The organism is Burkholderia catarinensis (assembly GCF_001883705.2).
In the GTDB taxonomy this organism is placed as follows: Bacteria; Pseudomonadota; Gammaproteobacteria; order Burkholderiales; family Burkholderiaceae; genus Burkholderia; species Burkholderia catarinensis.
The window spans coordinates 1-17,409 of the sequence record NZ_MDEQ02000007.1 but is presented as its reverse complement, the minus strand read 5'-3'; the positions used below and the strand labels follow the sequence as shown (position 1 = coordinate 17,409).

Annotated in this window: 18 protein-coding genes; 5 read left to right on the top strand and 13 right to left on the bottom strand. The window is 67.2% G+C overall.

Annotated features, from left to right (window positions below):
• Nucleotides 1–5: 5 nt before the first annotated feature.
• On the bottom strand, nucleotides 6–2,279 hold the full coding sequence (locus BFF94_RS12910) for an AsmA family protein (RefSeq protein WP_128845845.1): 2,274 nt from the start codon (nucleotides 2,277–2,279) through the stop codon (nucleotides 6–8).
• Between the two features lie 156 nt (nucleotides 2,280–2,435).
• Between BFF94_RS12910 and BFF94_RS12905 the strand changes: the two genes are divergently transcribed.
• Nucleotides 2,436–3,137 (top strand): ABC transporter ATP-binding protein, encoded by a 702-nt coding sequence (locus tag BFF94_RS12905; RefSeq protein ID WP_128845848.1) that lies wholly within the window; start codon nucleotides 2,436–2,438, stop codon nucleotides 3,135–3,137.
• Nucleotides 3,134–3,940, top strand: coding sequence for an ABC transporter permease (locus BFF94_RS12900; RefSeq protein ID WP_219139417.1), 807 nt, complete (start codon nucleotides 3,134–3,136; stop codon nucleotides 3,938–3,940). The genes BFF94_RS12905 and BFF94_RS12900 overlap by 4 nt, the downstream gene beginning before the upstream one ends.
• Before the next feature lie 37 nt (nucleotides 3,941–3,977).
• On the opposite strand, the gene BFF94_RS12895 is transcribed toward BFF94_RS12900, so the two are convergent.
• The 3 genes from BFF94_RS12895 to BFF94_RS12885 all read right to left on the bottom strand — a co-directional run bounded on the left by BFF94_RS12895 (nucleotide 3,978) and on the right by BFF94_RS12885 (nucleotide 6,397).
• Nucleotides 3,978–4,451, bottom strand: a complete 474-nt coding sequence (locus BFF94_RS12895; RefSeq protein WP_219139416.1) for a PliI family lysozyme inhibitor of I-type lysozyme — start codon at nucleotides 4,449–4,451, stop codon at nucleotides 3,978–3,980.
• A 218-nt stretch (nucleotides 4,452–4,669) separates the two neighbouring features.
• Entirely contained in the window at nucleotides 4,670–5,221 is a 552-nt protein-coding gene (locus tag BFF94_RS12890) for a DUF6013 family protein (RefSeq protein ID WP_128842981.1), read from the bottom strand.
• 159 nt (nucleotides 5,222–5,380) lie between these two features.
• On the bottom strand, nucleotides 5,381–6,397 hold the full coding sequence (locus BFF94_RS12885; protein ID WP_128842980.1) for a zinc-binding alcohol dehydrogenase family protein: 1,017 nt from the start codon (nucleotides 6,395–6,397) through the stop codon (nucleotides 5,381–5,383).
• Nucleotides 6,398–6,521: 124 nt separating this feature from the next.
• Between BFF94_RS12885 and BFF94_RS12880 the strand changes: the two genes are divergently transcribed.
• Nucleotides 6,522–7,463 carry a LysR family transcriptional regulator gene (locus BFF94_RS12880; RefSeq protein ID WP_219139415.1) on the top strand — a complete coding sequence of 314 codons (942 nt, stop codon included), beginning with the start codon at nucleotides 6,522–6,524 and terminating at the stop codon, nucleotides 7,461–7,463.
• A gap of 167 nt (nucleotides 7,464–7,630) precedes the next feature.
• Nucleotides 7,631–8,476 (top strand): phosphoserine phosphatase SerB, encoded by an 846-nt coding sequence (gene serB / locus BFF94_RS12875; RefSeq protein WP_128842978.1) that lies wholly within the window; start codon nucleotides 7,631–7,633, stop codon nucleotides 8,474–8,476.
• 87 nt (nucleotides 8,477–8,563) lie between these two features.
• Here the strand turns inward: serB and BFF94_RS12870 are convergent, their stop codons facing one another.
• From BFF94_RS12870 to rimO, 4 genes are all read right to left on the bottom strand, one after another.
• Entirely contained in the window at nucleotides 8,564–9,745 is a 1,182-nt protein-coding gene (locus BFF94_RS12870) for a cystathionine beta-lyase (protein ID WP_128842977.1), read from the bottom strand.
• Nucleotides 9,746–9,856: 111 nt separating this feature from the next.
• On the bottom strand, nucleotides 9,857–10,399 hold the full coding sequence (locus BFF94_RS12865) for a hypothetical protein (protein WP_219139414.1): 543 nt from the start codon (nucleotides 10,397–10,399) through the stop codon (nucleotides 9,857–9,859).
• A 164-nt stretch (nucleotides 10,400–10,563) separates the two neighbouring features.
• Nucleotides 10,564–11,490: a sugar kinase gene (locus BFF94_RS12855; protein WP_219139413.1), complete on the bottom strand. Its 927-nt coding sequence runs from the start codon at nucleotides 11,488–11,490 to the stop codon at nucleotides 10,564–10,566.
• A 3-nt stretch (nucleotides 11,491–11,493) separates the two neighbouring features.
• Nucleotides 11,494–12,855, bottom strand: a complete 1,362-nt coding sequence (gene rimO, locus BFF94_RS12850) for a 30S ribosomal protein S12 methylthiotransferase RimO (protein WP_128842975.1) — start codon at nucleotides 12,853–12,855, stop codon at nucleotides 11,494–11,496.
• A 539-nt stretch (nucleotides 12,856–13,394) separates the two neighbouring features.
• Here rimO and BFF94_RS12845 point away from each other — a divergent pair.
• The gene (locus tag BFF94_RS12845; protein ID WP_128842983.1) at nucleotides 13,395–13,649 is read left to right on the top strand and encodes a hypothetical protein; all 255 of its coding nucleotides are present in this window, start codon (nucleotides 13,395–13,397) and stop codon (nucleotides 13,647–13,649) included.
• A gap of 311 nt (nucleotides 13,650–13,960) precedes the next feature.
• On the opposite strand, the gene BFF94_RS12840 is transcribed toward BFF94_RS12845, so the two are convergent.
• The 5 genes from BFF94_RS12840 to BFF94_RS12820 form a co-directional block, all read right to left on the bottom strand.
• Nucleotides 13,961–14,803, bottom strand: coding sequence for a lysozyme inhibitor LprI family protein (locus BFF94_RS12840; RefSeq protein ID WP_128842974.1), 843 nt, complete (start codon nucleotides 14,801–14,803; stop codon nucleotides 13,961–13,963).
• 12 nt (nucleotides 14,804–14,815) lie between these two features.
• Nucleotides 14,816–15,070 carry a hypothetical protein gene (locus BFF94_RS12835; RefSeq protein WP_128842973.1) on the bottom strand — a complete coding sequence of 85 codons (255 nt, stop codon included), beginning with the start codon at nucleotides 15,068–15,070 and terminating at the stop codon, nucleotides 14,816–14,818.
• A gap of 144 nt (nucleotides 15,071–15,214) precedes the next feature.
• Entirely contained in the window at nucleotides 15,215–15,781 is a 567-nt protein-coding gene (gene phaR, locus BFF94_RS12830) for a polyhydroxyalkanoate synthesis repressor PhaR (RefSeq protein WP_128842972.1), read from the bottom strand.
• A 119-nt stretch (nucleotides 15,782–15,900) separates the two neighbouring features.
• Nucleotides 15,901–16,641: a 3-ketoacyl-ACP reductase gene (locus tag BFF94_RS12825; RefSeq protein WP_128842971.1), complete on the bottom strand. Its 741-nt coding sequence runs from the start codon at nucleotides 16,639–16,641 to the stop codon at nucleotides 15,901–15,903.
• A gap of 134 nt (nucleotides 16,642–16,775) precedes the next feature.
• A partial coding sequence (locus BFF94_RS12820; RefSeq protein ID WP_219139412.1) for an acetyl-CoA C-acyltransferase occupies nucleotides 16,776–17,409 on the bottom strand: 634 nt, incomplete at its 5' end.

The following is a 17,409-nucleotide window of genomic DNA, read 5'->3' as shown; positions in this document are numbered from 1 at the left end:
GCGCGTCACTTGCCGGCCTTCGCGGCCGCCTTCTGCGCCGCCTTGGCCTTCATCTGCCCGAACAGCTCCGAACACGGCACATCCCGGTTGTTGCTCGGCGCGATCAGCGGGATCAGCGCCGCGAACGGGTTGATCAGCCCGAGCCCGATCATCGCGCCGGCGCGCAGCGCGAGCGCACCCGCGTCGACGCCGACCTTCGGGTTCTTGAACGTGCCCTTCGCGTACAGCGGCGAGCGCAGCGAGAAGATCCGGAAGCCCTTCGTATGCGGATGGATCTTCAGGTCGATCGATTCGTCGCGCAGGTTGACCGGGCCGTCGACGTTGATCAGCGCGTCGTCGGTATCGAGCGCGAACACCTTCGGGTCGAGAATGCCGTCGGTCGCAACGAAGTCGATCGCCGCGCAATTGATGTTCACGTCGCGGTTGCCGAATAGCTTCTCGTAGACGACGTTCGCGACGTTCAGCCCCGCCGCTTCCATCAGCAGGCGGCTGATGCGGCCGTCCGTGATGAGCGCCTTCACTTCGCCGGTCGACGTCGCCGCGAGTGCCGCGGGCGAGTTGCCGGTCGCCGACAGCGACGCGTCGCCGTTGATCTCGCCGAACGCCGACTGCATGACCTTCTGCGTCGGGAACAGCTGCTTGAGCTTCAGGTGGCGCGCAGCCACCGTGAAGCGGCCCTTCAGCGGCGTGCGGCTACCGTCGAGATGCGCGGTCGTCGCGAGCGTGCCGCCCGCGACGCCGAACTGCAGCGGTTCGAGCGTCAGCACGCCGTCCTGCAGCAGGATGTGCGTGTACAGGTTGGTGATCGGCAGGTTCGCGCTCTTGATCAGCTTGCGGCCGGTGAACTTCACGTCCGTGTCGATCGCGCGCCAGCGGTCGGTGCGGAACGTCTCGACCGGGAGCACCCGGTCCGGCGGCTGGCGCGTCGTGTCGCCGCGCTTGGCCTTGCTCGCGGCCGTATCCGCGCCGATCACCGGGGCGAGATCGGAGAACTGCAGCAGGTTCGACACGAGCTCGCCCGACAGCTTCGGTCGCGGCTCGCGCTGCGCATAGGTGAGCGTGCCTTCGAGATCGCTGCCGCCGACGCGGCCGTTGAAATTCTCATAGCGGAACGTGCTCGCGTTCCGCTTGAAGTTGCCGATCAGCCGCCCTTCGGTCGCATACGGCGGCGTGTCGGGCAACGTGATGCCGGTGAGCTGGTAAAGGTGCGACATCGACGTGCCCTGCAGCCACAGCCGCATGTCGATCGCCGCGAGATGCATCGGATCGGTCAGCGTGCCGACGATCGCGAGCCGCGTGTCGCCGGCCTTCACGTCGGCCTGCAGCGGGAACGGCCGTGTCGTGTCCTCGACCGCCAGCACGCCGCCCACCTTGCCGGTGCCACTGATCGGCACGTTCTTGTAGCGGCCGTCGACCTTCAGCCCGAACGCGTACGTCGGGCCCGACGGCTTCGCGGGCGCCGCGGCGCCGCTTGCGCCGGACGCCGCCGATGCGGAAGAAGTAGACGAGGAAGCCGAAGCGACGGAAGACGCAGCCGAAGCGCCCGCGGACGGCGCCGCGCTCGCAGCCTGCGCCGCGGAAGCACTCGACGCGGCCTCCTCGTTGACCTTCGCGCTCAACTGCGCGGCGCCGCGCTTGCCGACACGCTGCGCCGATGCCGCACGCGACGTCTGCTCCTGTTCCTTCAGCACGTCGCCGAGCGGAATCGGCTGCCCGAGCGTATCGATCGCGACGGTCAGGTCGGCCTTCGTGATCGCGTCGCGATACGTGACGGTGCCCTTCGCGAAGCCGAAGCTGTCGAGCCGCACCTTCCACGGCGACGGCTGCGACGATTGCTTGAACTGGAAGGTCCACGTGTTGCGGCCGTCGGCGAGCCGTTCGAGGTCGACGGCCGGATTCACGACGTCGATCGACGGGATGACGATCTCGTGCGCGAGCAGCGGCAGGATCGCGAGATCGAAGTGCGCGGCATCGAGCGTGACGAACTTGGGCGCCTTCGCCCAGTCGGGGTTGCCGATCTCGAGCTGCGTGGCCGAAAAGCTCGGCCAGGGCACCCATGCGCGCCAGCCGGTCTCGCCGTCGGGGCGACGCCAGCCGACCTTGAGATCGCCGTTGATCGCGAACGGGCGGCCGAGCGCGGCACTCGCCTGTTCGTTGACCCACGGCTTCGCGCGGTTCCAGTCGAACGTGAAGAGAAAGACGCCGGCCGCCGCGATGAGCACCGCGACGATACCGACGACCCATGCAGCCGATTTGCCGATGGCTCGGGTTAGCGTCATGGCGGTTCCGTTGTTGTTCTGAATGAAATGTTGCCGCACCATGTCGGGCCGCTTGCGTGGACGAACGGCGCACGACACCCGCGGCTTTTCGACCGGTATTATGACGCACGCCGTGCCGCCCCTTCGCCGCCATTAACGCTTTTTTTCATTTGTGACATGACTGCCCCCACCGGCCTCATCGATGCGCAGCGCATCACGCGGCGCGACGCCAGCAGCGGCAAGACGCTGCTGGCTCCGACCGATTTCAGCCTCGCAGCGGGATCGCGAGTTGCTATCACGGGCCCGTCCGGGTCGGGCAAGAGTGTGCTGCTGCGCGCGCTCGCGCTGCTCGATCCGCTCGACGGCGGCCATATCCTGTGGCGCGGCAGCCGGATCCGGCGCAGCGAGATTCCGCACTACCGGCGCAGCGTCGCGTATGTGCGCCAGCGCCCCGCGCAGATGGACGGCACCGTCGAATCGCAATTGCGCTATCCGTATTCGCTCGCGATCTATCGCGACGTCGCGTTCGACCGCGCGCGCGCCGAAGCACTCGCCGCGCGTGCCGGCCGCGGCTCCGACTTTCTCGACAAGCGCGCAAGCGACCTGTCGGGCGGCGAAGCGCAGATCGCCGCGCTGCTGCGCGTGCTGCAGCTCGATCCCGACGTGCTGCTGCTCGACGAGCCGACCTCCGCGCTCGATCCCGAATCGGCGCGCGCGATCGAGGCGCTCGTCGGTGCGTGGTTCGACGCGGCGCCCGACGCACGCGCGACCATGTGGATCTCGCACGATCCGGCCCAGGCAGCGCGAATCGGCACGACGCGGCTCGTGATGCAGGCCGGCGTCATGCATGTCGCGAACCCGACGGAGGCTGCGCAATGAGCCCGTCCCTGCAGGACCTGAGCCTCGTCGACGTCGGCATCGCCGCCGCGCTCGTCGCCGTCAACGGCGCGATCTCGGCAGCGCTGTCGCTCGGCCTCGGCCGCAAGCTCGCGCTCGCGGCAACGCGCACCGTCGTCCAGTTGCTTGCGATCGGCTACGTGCTCGGCTGGGTATTCGGCCATCCGCACTGGTACGTCGTGCTGCCGCTCACCGCGCTGATGACGCTGATCGCCGGTTTCGCCGGTGCGGGACGCGGCAAGCGCACGTACCGCGGCCAGCGCATCGACAGCATCGCGTCGATCTGGTTCAGCAGCTGGTTCGTCGCGGCCGTCGGCCTGTTCGTCGTGATCCGCATCCATCCGTGGTACGCGCCGCAATACGCGATCCCGATCCTCGGGATGATTCTCGGCAATACGCTGACGGGCGTGTCGCTCGGCGTCGAGCGGATGATGGAAGAGCTCACGGCCCGCCGCGACCGCGTCGAGACCGCGCTCGCGCTGGGCGCGACGCGCTGGGAAGCCGCGCAGGACGCCGCGCGCCAGGCCGTGCGCGCGGGCATGCTGCCGACGCTGAACCAGATGGCCGTCGTCGGCGTCGTCAGCCTGCCGGGGATGATGACGGGCCAGGTGCTGGCCGGCCAGTCGCCGCTGCAGGCCGTGCGCTACCAGATCGTGATCATGTTCCTGATTGCCGCGGCCTCCGCGCTCGGCACCGTTGGCGCCGTGCTGATGACCTATCGCCGGCTGTTCTCGGCCGACCACCGCTTTCTCGCGTCGCGGCTCGAAGAGCGCGCGGCGCACTGACACGCGGCGGCGCGCGATGCATTCGCGCGGTGTGCGCTCAGCGTGCGCCGCGGCGCTTGCCGATCGCCTGCCGCAGCGCGGCTGCGAGGTCCGCGCCGGGCGCGAGCCCGTCGACGGACGCGACGAGCCGCACCGCGCGCGGCGTCGTCACATAGGCCTGCGCGCCGACATAGCCGCCGCTGCCGGCCGAGCGTGTCGTCACGACGAGCGCCTGCGGCGCCCGCACGCCGAGGTCGGCCGTGAACGCATCGGTGAGCGTCCCGTCGCGCGCATGCAGCGCACCCGTCACGTAATCGTCGGTATCGAAGCCGGGCGCGGCATGCGCGGTCGAATACACGCGCACCGCGTAGCTGCCGGTCGAGCACGGTTCGAGTGCGCCGCTCGACACGACAGCCATCTGCTGCCGCGACGGCAGCTCGACCTTCTTCACGAAACTGCAATCGTCGGCCGCCTGCGCGTGTGCGGCGACGAATGCAATGGCGGACAGCAACACGCGCAGTCGGAATTTCATCGGGATGTCATGACGGGAAAGTAGAGATGGGCCGAGCATAGCGTGACATCCGCATGACGTCACGCCGTTACCGCGGCACTGTACCGCGAATGTACCGCGAAGAAGGTCGCAGGAAAGAACGTGACGGCGACACGAAACGGTCACGTGCCGCCCTGCTCGTCCCGCCGGTCGAATCCGTTGCGCGCGCACCGGCCGCGCCGCCGGCCCGCGCGTGCCGCTCAGCGCTTGATCGACACCGTCACCTTCGTGCCGTCGCTCATCGTGACGGACTTCGAACCGCCGTTGGTCGGGATCGACACCCACTTCACCTGGCTCACCGACACGACGTCCGGACACTGCAGCGACTTGCCGCCGGCCGTCACGTTGCGCGTGCCCTTCGGCGCGGCCGCCTGGAAGCTCAGCTGCACGTTCGCGGTCCCCTTCGCGTCGACCGACGGCGCGAGCCGCACCTGGGTCTGGCGCACCATCGCGCCGTTCTCGTCGCGCGGCAGGTTGTCGGCGTTCGGGCAGCCGCTCGGCATCGCGACCGCGCCGCTCGGCGGCACCGACTTCCAGTTGAAGTCGTCCGTTTCGCCCGAGCGGATCTTGCGGGTCTCCTGCGTATTGCCGAAGGTCTTCGAGTCGACCTTGACGGTGTATTCGAGCTGTCCCGTACCGCCGCCCTTCAGGCTGCCCTTGACCGGCGGCGCCGCGAATACGCTCGCGCTGACGCACGCCGCCGCGAACACGACCGGCCACGATGCGGCGACTGACAAGCTGCGTTGGCTCATGCTGACCTCCTTGTAATGCGGCGGCACGCGCGTGCCGCGCGGTTTTCGATGCATGATGCGTTGCCAGTCTACCGCCAAGCGGCATGCAGTGCGCCGCAAACGCATCGGGTGTTACCCCGCTTGCGTTCGCGGCGCCGCGACCCTACGCGTGCTGCCGGTTCAGAAGCCGCTCAGCACGAGCTTGCCGATCGAGCGCCCGGCCTCGAGCAACTGGTGCGCGCGCCGCAGGTTCGCGGCATTGATCGCGCCGAGTTGCTCGCCGAGCGTCGTGCGCAGCGTGCCGCTGTCGACGAGCCGCGCGACTTCGCCGAGAATCCGGTGCTGCTCGATCATGTCCGGCGTCTCGAACATGGCGCGCGTGAACATGAATTCCCAGTGAAACGCGGCGCTCTTCGCCTTCAGCAGTTCGACCGGCACCGGCTTCCCGTTCTCGACGATCGTGCAAATGCCGCCCTGCGGCCGGATGATTTCCGCAGCGGCAGGGAAATGGCCGTCCGTGTCGTTGAATATCAGCACGTAGTCGACGTTCAGATGCCCGGCCTCGCGCAACTGCGCAGGCAGGTCGCCGAAATGGTCGACCACCGCATCCGCACCGAGCGAGCGCACCCATTCGGCCGACGCCGGCCGCGACGCGGTCGCGATCACGTGCAGTTTGCCGAGCGTCTTCGCGAGCTGGATCGCGATCGAACCCACGCCACCCGCGCCGCCGATGATCAACACCGACTTGCCGGCGTCCGCGCCCTGCGGCGACACGCGCAGCCGGTCGAACAGCGCCTCCCACGCGGTCAGCGCGGTCAGCGGCAGCGCGGCCGCCGCGGCGAAATCGAGCGTGCGCGGCTTCAGCGCGGCGATCCGCTCGTCGACCGCATGAAATTCGCTGTTCGCACCCGGCCGCGTGATGCTGCCCGCGTAGAACACCTCGTCGCCGGGCCGGAACAGCGTGACGTCCGCGCCGACCGCGACGACCGTGCCGGCGGCATCCCAGCCGAGCACGCGCGGCGTGTCCTCGACCTGCGGCTTCGGCGCGCGCACCTTGGTGTCCACCGGATTCACGGAAATGGCCTCGACCTTCACGAGCAGGTCGCGCGGGCCCGGCACGGGCTGCGGCAGCTCCACGTCGAGCAGGGCTTGCGGGTCGTCGATCGGCAGATAGCGGGTCAATCCAACGGCTTTCATCACGAAACTCCTTGCAGGGAAACCGAGCGGGCTGCGGCGCAGCCTCATGAACGCCATCGTAGGCAACCCGATCCTTCTAGAAAACCGCTATATTTCCTGAAACATTTTCAGGAATTTCAGAACAATGGCGCCCGATCCGATTCCAGCCCCCGACAAGCCGCTCGACCTGCTCGACGTCGCGCTGTTCGTGCGCGCGGCGCTGCTCGCGAACGTCACCGCGGCCGGGCGCGAGTTCGGCGTGTCGGCCGCGGTCGCGAGCGCGCGCATCGCGCAGCTCGAACGCCAGCTCGGCGCGCGGCTGCTGCACCGCACCACGCGCCGCATCAGCCTCACACAGGACGGCGAGGTCTTCATGGCGCACGCCGACGCGCTGCTGTCGGCCGCCGACGCCGCGCGCGCATCGGTCGGCCGTGGCCGCAGCGAGCCGTACGGGCGGCTGAAGGTGTCGATGTCGTCGTCGTTCGGCCGCCAGCATGTCGCGCCGGTGATTCCCACGTTCCTGCGCCGCTATCCCTCCGTCTCGCTCGACCTGCGGCTGTCCGACGAGATCGTCGATCTCGTCGACGACGGCTACGACGTCGCGATCCGCGTCGGCGCGCTGAAGGATTCGACGCTCGTCGCGCGCAAGCTCGCCGTGAACCGCCGCGTGCTGTGCTGCTCGCCCGCGTATCTCGCCGAGCACGGCACGCCGCGCCACCCGGCCGACCTTGCGCAACACGAATGCGTGATCCTCGGCGACCAGCGCGACTGGTCGTTCGCCACGCCGCAAGGCCCACTCACCGTGCGGGTCGGCGGCCGGCTCGTCGCGAGCAACGGCGAGGCGATCCGCGAGGCGCTCGCCGACGGTTTCGGCATCGCGATCAAGTCGACCTGGGACGTCGGCCCGCTGCTCGCGAGCGGCGCGCTCGTCACGGTGCTCGACGACTATCCGTTCGCGGACGACGTCGCGATCTGGGCCGTTTATCCGAGCCGCGCGCATGTGCCGCTGAAGACGCTCGCGTTCATCGCGTTCCTGGCCGAGCATTTCGGCGATCCGCCGTACTGGGATCGCGCGGACGGGCAATAACCGCGGCGCCGCGCACGGTTTCGCCCCGGCCCTGCTCGCCGGGCGCGGCCAACCGGCTACAATGGCGCGTTCGCGACGCAATGGCCCGCAGCCGGACGGGGCCCGCGTCCGCAGGCGGCCGCCCGTTGGCCGCGCACGCATTTCATTCGCCTCCCAACGATCTCGTCATGACCCACAATCTCGTCATCCAGAGTCTTGCGCCGCTGTCGGACGCCCATCACAAACCGCTGCTCGCGCTGTCGCGCGGCACCCGCATCGTGCAGACCGACGATCACGCGCTGCGCATCGAAAACGCGAACCCGGCGCAGCGTCTCGACATCGACGCGTACTGCGGCACGCACGCGCTCGACTTCGGGTTCGTCGAGGCCGGCCACACGCTCGGCGATTTCGGGCTCGCCGTGATGGACATGGATTCGACGCTGATCACGATCGAATGCATCGACGAGATCGCCGATTTCTGCGGGCTGAAAACGCAGGTCGCCGAGATCACCGAAGCGTCGATGCGCGGCGAGATCCGCGACTTCAACGAAAGCCTCACGCGCCGCGTCGCGCTGCTGGCCGGACTCGACGCGCAGGCGCTCGAACGCGTGTACGAGGAGCGGCTGCAACTGTCGCCGGGCGCCGAGACGATGCTCGCCGGCGTGAAGGCCGCCGGCATGAAGACGCTGCTCGTATCGGGCGGCTTCACGTTCTTCACCGAGCGGCTGAAGGCGCGCCTCGGCCTCGACTACGCGCATGCGAACACGCTCGAGATCGTCGACGGCAAGCTGACCGGCAAGGTGCTCGGCGAGATCGTCAATGCCGACGTGAAGGCGCGCCTGCTGCGCGACACGTGCGCGTCGCTCGGCTTCGCGCCGAGCCGCGCGATCGCGATGGGCGACGGGTCGAACGACCTGAAGATGATGGCCGAAGCCGGGCTGTCGGTCGCGTTCCACGCGAAGCCCGTCGTGCGCGATGCGGCGACGGTCGCATTCGATCACGTCGGCCTCGACGGGCTGCTGCGGCTGTTCTGATCCCGCGGCACCTCAAATGAAAAACGCCGGCGCGATATTGCATCGCGCCGGCGTTTCGTTTTTCCAATGGACGTTATCGGCCTGCGATCAGCCGAGTGCGGCCTGCATCGCGCGCTCGATGTCCGCACGCAGGTCGCCTTCGTCTTCCAGACCGACATAGAAACGCACCAGCGTGCCGCGATGCGGCCAGTCCGGACGCATCGATGCGACGTCGTAAGGCATCGCGAGGCTGCACGCGCCGCCCCAGCTCCAGCCGATCGCGAACAGTTCCAGCGATTCGACGAAGCGATCGACCTGCTCCGCGCTGTAGCGCTCGTCGAACACCACCGAGAACAGCCCGCCCGCGCCCGTGAAGTCGCGCATGAACGACGCATGCCCCGGGCAGTCGGCGATCTGCGGGTGCAGCACCGATGCGATCTCCGGCCGCGCCTTCAGCCATTGCGCGAGCGCGAGTGCGCTCTTGCTGTGCGCGTCGAAGCGCACCTGCATGCTCGGCAGGCTGCGCAGCACGAGCGAGCAATCGTCGACCGACACGCCGATTCCGCAGCGCATCCGCGCGAGCTTCAGCTTCGCGTGCAATTCCGCGTCGGCCGTGATCGTCGCGCCCATCAGCACATCGCTGCCGCCCGACTGGTATTTGGTCAGCGCCTGCACCGAGATGTCGACGCCGTGTTCGAACGGCTTGAACGCGAGCCCGGCCGAAAAGGTGTTGTCGATCGCGGTGACGATGCCGCGCGCCTTCGCGGCCGCCGTGATCGCCTGCACGTCGGGTACCTCCATCGTCACCGAGCCGGGCGCCTCGATCCAGATCAGCCGCGTGTTCGGCTGGATCAGGTCGGCGATGCCGGCGCCGATCAGCGGATCGTAGAAGCGCACGGCGATGCCGAAATCCTTCGCGAGCCAGCTGCCGAAATCGGCGTTCGGCCCGTACACGTTGTGCGGAATCAACACGTCGTCGCCCGCTTTCACGATCCCGAAGTAGACGTTCATGATCGCCGCGAGGCCCGACGGCTGCAGCAGCGCATGCGTGCCGCCCTCGATCTCGGCGAGCCGCTGCGCGAGCGCGAGCGACGTCGGCGTCGCATGCAGCCCGTAGCGCCACTGGTTGTCGTTGTGCCAGACGAGCGAGCGCATCGTCGCGAGATCGGGGAACACGACCGTCGACGCGCGCGCGACCGGCGGCACGAACGAACGGAAGCCTTCCGGAATGACGTCGTCGGGTTGAACGATGCGGGTTTGCAGCGCGCGCTTGGGAGTGGATGCAGTCATGACAGGGAGCCGGGCACGGAGCCGTTCGGTTGCGGAATGTGTCGCTAGATTAGCCAAAATCGGCGAGGTTGGCCCGGTACAATGCGCGCCGCGCACACCGAGCCAGCGCGCTCAGTCGTCGGTGCGCAGATTGACGACGCCGCCCACCGTCTCGATTTCCTGCACGCGGCCGTCGCGCACCTGCAGCGCCGCGCGCTTGCCCGGCGCCAGACGCAGCACGACGGGCTGCGGGTCCGATTCGTCCGAGTTCATCCGGTCGGCCTTCAGGTCGCCCGTGCCGTCGAAGCGGCCGACCCAGACGCCCGTGATGTTCGTGCCGTCGTTCGATTCCTCGATTTCAAGCTTATCGCCATCGCGATCGCCCGCGAGCAGGACGACCTCGCCCGTATCGGCGAACTGGTATTCGCCGTGCACGCCTTCCTCGTCCGTCTTCGGGCCGAGATGCACGACGATCGGCCGGTCCCCGAGCGTGCCTTCGTAGCGCGGCAGGCGGGCGAACTCGGGATTCGGCCGCAGCGGCCGCGCCGGTGCCGGTTCATCCTGCTGCACGCCCGGCGCGACGGCCTGTGCCGCGACCACGCGCGGCATCGCGAAGCCTGCCGCCAGCGCGCCTGCGACGACGAGCGCCCGTTGCCATTCCGAATATCGACCCACCTTGTGTTGCTCCTTGCTTCAGATTCGCTAGAAAATCGCGGCGATGCCCTGCCCGCCGCCGATGCACATCGTCACGAGCGCGTAACGGCCGCCGCGTTGCCGCCTCATCCTTCTCATCGAATGAATCGTTCGTGCGGGGCCGTGGCCGGCGCGCGTGTTCCGCGTCAGCCCTGCATCAGGCGCTCCACCGCAGCGCGGTGCGGAATCGGCGCGACCGCACCGTAACCGGTCGTCGACAGCGCCGCCGCCGCGTTCGCATAACGCGCCGCCGTGAACGGATCGTCGCCCGCGACGATCCGCGCGACGAAGGCGCCGCCGAAGCAGTCGCCCGCGCCCGTCGCGTCAAGGGCCTCGACCGCGAAGCCCGGCACGATGCGCCGCTCGTTCGGCGTCGCCACATACGCGCCTTCCTTGCCGAGCTTCAGCGCGACGACCTGCGGCCCGTGTTCGAGCATCGCATCGACGATCGCGTCGCGGTCGTTCGCGCCCGTGAGCGCCGTGACGTCGTCCCAGCTGGGCAGGCAGATGTCCGTCTGGCACAGCGCCTCGCGCATCACCGCGCGGGCGCGCGGCAGCGGCCACAGCTTCAGTCGCAGGTTCGTGTCGAAGCTGACCTGCGCGCCGTGGCGGCGTGCGTGGTCGATCGCCGTGAACGCGGCGTCGCACGCGGCCGTGCTGATCGCGAGGCTGATGCCCGACAGGTGCACGGCCTTCGCGGCCGCCAGCGCGTCGAGCGGCAGGTCGCCCGCCGCATAGCGGCTCGCCGCGGAACCCGCGCGCAGATAGTCGAACTGGTGGCCGTCGGCGCCGTGTGTGACGAAATACACGCCGGTCGGCGCCGTGCGGTCGATCCGCACGTACGTCGTGTCGACGCGTTCCGCGCGCCACATGTCGGCCAGCAGGCGGCCGAACGGATCGTCGCCGATCGCCGACACGAAGCCCGTCGACGCGCCCTGGCGCGCCGCGGCGATACAGAAGTTCGACGTGTCGCCGCCGAAGCCCTGCAGGAATTCAGGCCGGCCGGGCTGCGACTGGTTGAATTCGATCATCGCCTCGCCGAGCGCGAGGATCTCGGGAAATGCGGCGGCCATCGCTTACACCTCGCCCCACAGATCGTGGCCGTCGGCGCCCGTGATCGTCACGGACACGAAATCGCCGACCTTGTAGCGCTTCGACGCCTTCGTCGCCGGCTCGACATAGACGACGCCGTCGATCTCCGGCGCATCCGCCGCCGTGCGGCCGATGCCGCCTTCTGCGCTGACTTCGTCGATCAGCACCTTGAGGGTCTTGCCGACCTTGCGCTGCATGCGGTTCGCCGACACCTCCTCGGCGACTTCCATGAAGCGCGCGCGACGCTCCTCGCGGACGCCGTCCGGCAGCGCGCCGTCGAGTTCGTTTGCAGTCGCGCCTTCGACCGGCGAATAGGCGAAGCAGCCGACGCGATCGAGCTCCGCCTCGCGGATGAAGTCAAGCAGCGTTTCGAACTGCTCCTCCGTCTCGCCGGGGAAGCCCGCGATGAACGTGCTGCGGATCGTCAGGTCCGGGCAGATCTCGCGCCACTTCTGCACGCGCTCGAGCACCTTCTCGGCATTCGCCGGACGCTTCATGCGCTTCAGCACTTCGGGGTGCGCGTGCTGGAACGGCACGTCGAGATACGGCAGCACGTGGCCCTTGAACGGACCTTCGGCCATCAGCGGAATGACTTCGTCGACGCTCGGATACGGATACACGTAGTGCAGGCGCACCCACGCGCCGTACTGCGCGGCGAGTTCGCCGAGCGCGGCGACCAGGTCGGTCATGCGCGTCTTGATCGGCTTGCCGTTCCAGAAGCCCGTGCGGTACTTCACGTCGACGCCGTACGCGCTCGTGTCCTGCGAGATCACGAGCAGTTCCTTCACGCCGGACTTGAACAGATTCTCGGCTTCCAGCATCACTTCGGCGACCGGGCGCGACACGAGATCGCCGCGCATCGACGGGATGATGCAGAACGTGCAGCGGTGGTTGCAGCCTTCGGAAATCTTCAGGTATGCGTAGTGACGCGGCGTGAGCTTGATGCCGGCCGCGGGCACGAGGTCGACGAACGGGTCGTGCGGCTTCGGCAGGTGCGAATGCACGGCCTGCATCACTTCGCCCACCGCGTGCGGGCCGGTGACGGCGAGCACCTTCGGATGGACTTCCTCGATCAGGTTCGAGCCGCTGGCGCTCGACTTTGCACCCAGGCAGCCGGTGACGATCACCTTGCCGTTCTCGGTCAGCGCTTCGCCGATCGCGTCGAGGCTTTCCTGCACGGCTTCGTCGATGAAGCCGCAGGTGTTCACGACGACGAGGTCGGCGCCATCGTAGGTGCCGGAGATTTCATAACCTTCGGCACGCAGCTGAGTGATGATTTGTTCGGAGTCGACGAGCGCTTTCGGGCACCCGAGGGATACGAACCCTACTTTGGGGGATTGGGACATCTGGAATGTGGGGGCGTGGCAGCAAAAGCGTGAGTTTACAGCGATTTAGGGGCGGCGAGCCAAAATGAACGGTCGGCGGCTGCATGGGCCGCCATGCTTGGGTGCGCTGCCCGGCAGGGAGTGATCGCGATCGGGAACTTGATCCGTCCCTATCGGGCCACATGTTGATAGAATCCCGGCGACCGGGGTCGATGCAAGATGTGCGCATCTTCGGCAATAACACATGCCTGAGTCGCCGTGCAGCCGCAACTGTCGTCATTCCGGCCGCGGTCGCGATCGGCGAGATCTTCTTTCCGGGCGCAGCCGCACTGTCGGGAAAGGAATATCGGGGAGAGGCAAAAGGATGGACGACTCGAACCATCTCCCTGAAAGGCGCAACCGCCACCGAGAGGCAGAGCCCCGTCACGCACATCCGAATTTCAGAAGCGCCTCGACGCGCCACCCGTAAAACGCGTCGCATAAGAATCGTCACAGATGCGAACAGCCACTATGCGAAAATTGGAGCATCCGTTCTCTCCAATCGACCCAACGGGGCTCGCATGACTACCCACATCACGATCGAATTCACCGAACACGCCGCTGAAGCCATCGGCGAACAAACCAGCACCAGCTTCTCGTACGACCAGGGCGCACACGTGCCGCAACCGGGCGACTTCGTCGAGCTCGAAAATTCGCGGCAGACCTTTTTCGTGATCGGCCGCGTGTTTTCGCTCAGGGCGAACTACAGTGCCGTCAAGCTCGTGCTCGACCTTCCTCCGCCGGACGGCGATCAGGATTTCGATCCGGCGCACTGAGCGACGCGAAACGCGTCTCACCAGTCCGAACCGACGATCATGCAGCGCCGGCCCCGGCGCTGCGTGCGTCGCGCCGCAACGCGCGTCAATCCCGCCTGACGGGCACATACATGGCCTGCATCAGCCCGCCCGGTAACCGCCTCGTATCGTCGAGCCGCAGTGGCGTTTGCGGCAGGTCATTATCGAACCGCGGAATCCCCTTTCCAAGCACGATCGGCACCTAGCCAAGCGTGAAGCTGTCGACGACGACGCTCTGATGCCTTCTCGCGCCGTCACGCCGCCGGATCGCCGTTGTCGCCGACCTCAACGCGTCACCGCACGTCCGGAAACACCGGCGCCTTCAGGCACCGATCGAACCACGCTGCATCATTGCCATCGCCGAGCGGCCACAATTCCGCATCGAGTTGCGGCAGGCCGGCCGCCGGCGCAGGCGTGCGGTTCTCGCCGCCGGACGCCGCGGCGCGCACCCATCCCGCCTGCGCGCTGCCGCTGTCACACGCATGCGTCCCTTGCGCTTCGCAGAACGCCACCGGATGCACCTTCCCGTCATCGGCCGCACTCACCGAGCGGTACTGATAAACCGCGCCGGTCGCCCAGTCCTCGCTCTGGCTGCACACACGCGCATGATGCTGCACATGGATCGCGCCGAAACACGCATAGGAAACGTGCTTGCCGCTCGCATCGTCGGGAATGAAATCGCAGTTTGCATCGAAGCCGGTCAACGGGCCGCCGGTGTATTTCTCGAGCCATTGGCGCTCGGCCAGCGCTCGCGCGATCAGCGCTTCACCCGACCGATCGGCCAGCACGGCAGTGCGCCGATCGATGGCCTTGCGCACTTCGTCGACGGCCAGCGGACGGCCATCGTAATCGGTGTCGAGACGCTTGTTGCGCGCACCGATCCAGCGGCGCTGGCTACGCACCAGCATGTCGCGGATGGCAGCGTCCGGCGCAGCCTTCAGCGCACCCGCATAGGCCGAATTCATCCGTGCATCGGCCGCGCGCAGCGCGGGGCTCGCGCAGATGCGCTTCTCGATCGGTTGTACGGCCTTCGCGCAGTCCATCGCAAAGCCCGGTATGGCCATGCCGACGCCCATCATGAACATCGAAGCAAGTCCGGCCAGCCTGCCGGTCGATGCCGTTCGAATCCCTCGCATGCTCTCTCTCAGTCAATTTGTTTTTTCTGGACCGCACCGCATCGACGCGGCATCGCACATCACATCCGGTCCCGCCCGGGAACGGATACGGCATTTCACCGCGCAGCGCCGCTTATGGTACGACGGGCAAACCCACGCGCCGACACAAACGCACACCGGCAGGCGCGGCGCGTCCGGGCTTTCATTCGTATGTGAGTGGATCTCGATCGACTGGACAACGGTCATGCCCGCCCATACCCGGCGCGAGCATTCGGTGCCGACGATCATGAACGACCGTCGGCGACATCTTCCGGCACGCGGTGGGCGCGCATCGTCGTGCCCGAATACACGATCGGCCGACCCGCACCGCCTTGCTTCGCGGCACCGACACCCGACGGCTTGCACCGCCGCGGCCGGCCTGCCGCGAAATCGCTACTTCTTCTCCGGCTCCGACTCGCCCGGCTGCTTGAACGGGAACGTGCTGAACATCGACTTCGCCTGGTTCTGCATCTGCTCCTGCATCTGCACGAACATGTTCTTCGACTGCTCGATGTAGCTGGTCATCATCCCCTGCATCATCGGCGCCTGCATGTTCATGAACTGCGACCAGACTTCCGGATTCATCGCATTGGTGTCGTACATGTTCTTCGACTGATCCGTGAGCTTGTTCTGGATGTCGATGAACGCCTGGATGTTCTTTTCCAGGTACGTGCCCATCATGCCCTGCATCGCATGACCGTAGAAACGGATGATCTGCGACAGCATCGACGACGAGAACATCGGCACGCCACCGCTTTCCTCCTCGAGGATGATCTGCAGGAGGATGCTGCGCGTCAGGTCTTCGTTGGATTTCGCATCGACGACCTTGAAGTCCTCTTGCTCCAGCACGAGTTGCTTCACGTCGGTGAGCGTAATGTACGTGCTTGTCTCTGTATCGTAGAGCCGGCGGTTCGGATACTTCTTGATGAGCCGTTCGGCCGTCTTCTTTGTAGTAGTCATGTAACGCCTTTGAGTGCAGCGTAGCGCAAGTGACGAATCCCCGCCGCCCGAATCCGGGAGGCGGGGGCCTTCGGAAAACATCCGGTTGCGCGGCCACCCGGCCCGCGCAACCCGGACGCTCAGCCCATGTGCAGGCCGCCGTTCAGCGAGAAGTCGGCGCCCGTCGCGAAGCCGGAATCGTTCGACGCGAGCCACGCGACGATCGAACCGATTTCCTCCGGCCCGCCGAGACGCCGCACCGGGATCGTCGCAACGATCTTCTCGAGCACGTCGGGACGGATCGCCTTCACCATGTCGGTGCCGATGTAGCCCGGCGACACGGTGTTGACCGTCACGCCCTTCGTCGCGACTTCCTGTGCGAGCGACATCGAGAAACCGTGGATGCCGGCCTTCGCGGTCGAGTAGTTGGTCTGGCCGAATTGCCCCTTCTGGCCGTTCACCGACGAAATGTTGATGATCCGGCCCCAGCCACGCTCGACCATCCCGTCGATCACCTGCTTCGTCACGTTGAACAGGCTCGTCAGGTTGGTGTCGATCACGGCGGTCCAGTCTTCATGCGTCATCTTGCGGAACACGACGTCGCGCGTGATGCCCGCGTTGTTGACCAGCACGTCGATCTCGCCGACTTCGGCCTTGACCTTGTCGAACGCTTCCTTGGTCGAGTCCCAGTCGCCGACGTTGCCTTCCGACGCGATGAAATCGTACCCGAGCGCCTTCTGCTCCTCGAGCCATTTCACACGGCGCGGCGAGTTCGGGCCGCAGCCTGCGACCACCTTGAAGCCGTCTTTCAACAGGCGCTGGCAGATGCTGGTGCCGATGCCGCCCATCCCGCCCGTTACGTACGCAATTCGCTGAGACATAAATCTCACTCCATTTTTTGGTTTCGAGAGCTGCCGGAGCCCCCTCTGACTTCACGTGACACCGGTCGAAGCCGCAATCGGCCGGTGCACGGATTCGGTTCGCTGGTCGCTAACGGCCGGTTACGGACGGCCGGTCACGGACGCTCGACCGCGAGCGCGACGCCCATCCCGCCGCCGATGCACAGCGACGCCAGCCCGCGCTTCGCATCGCGCTTGGCCATCTCGTGCAGCAGCGTCACCAGGATCCGGCAGCCCGACGCGCCGATCGGGTGACCGATCGCGATCGCACCGCCGTTCACGTTCACCTTCGACGTGTCCCAGCCCATCTGCTTGTGCACCGCCAGTGCCTGCGCCGCGAACGCCTCGTTGATCTCCATCAGGTCCAGGTCGCCCGGCGTCCAGCCCGCGCGCTCCAGGCACCGCCGCGATGCCGGCACCGGGCCCATCCCCATCACGCTCGGATCCACGCCCGCGTTCGCGTACGCCTTGATCCGCGCCAGCGGCGTCAGGCCCAGCGCCGCCGCCTTCTGCGCCGACATCACCAGCACCGCCGCCGCGCCGTCGTTCAGACCCGACGCATTCGCCGCCGTCACCGTGCCTTCCTTGGAGAACGCCGGCTTCAGCCCCGCCAGCGATTCCGCCGTCACGCCGTGACGCACGAATTCATCCGTCGCGAACTGCAGCGGCTCGCCCTTGCGTTGCGGAATCGACACCGGCACGATCTCGTCGTTGAAGCGACCGGCCTTCTGCGCCGCTTCCGCCTTGTTC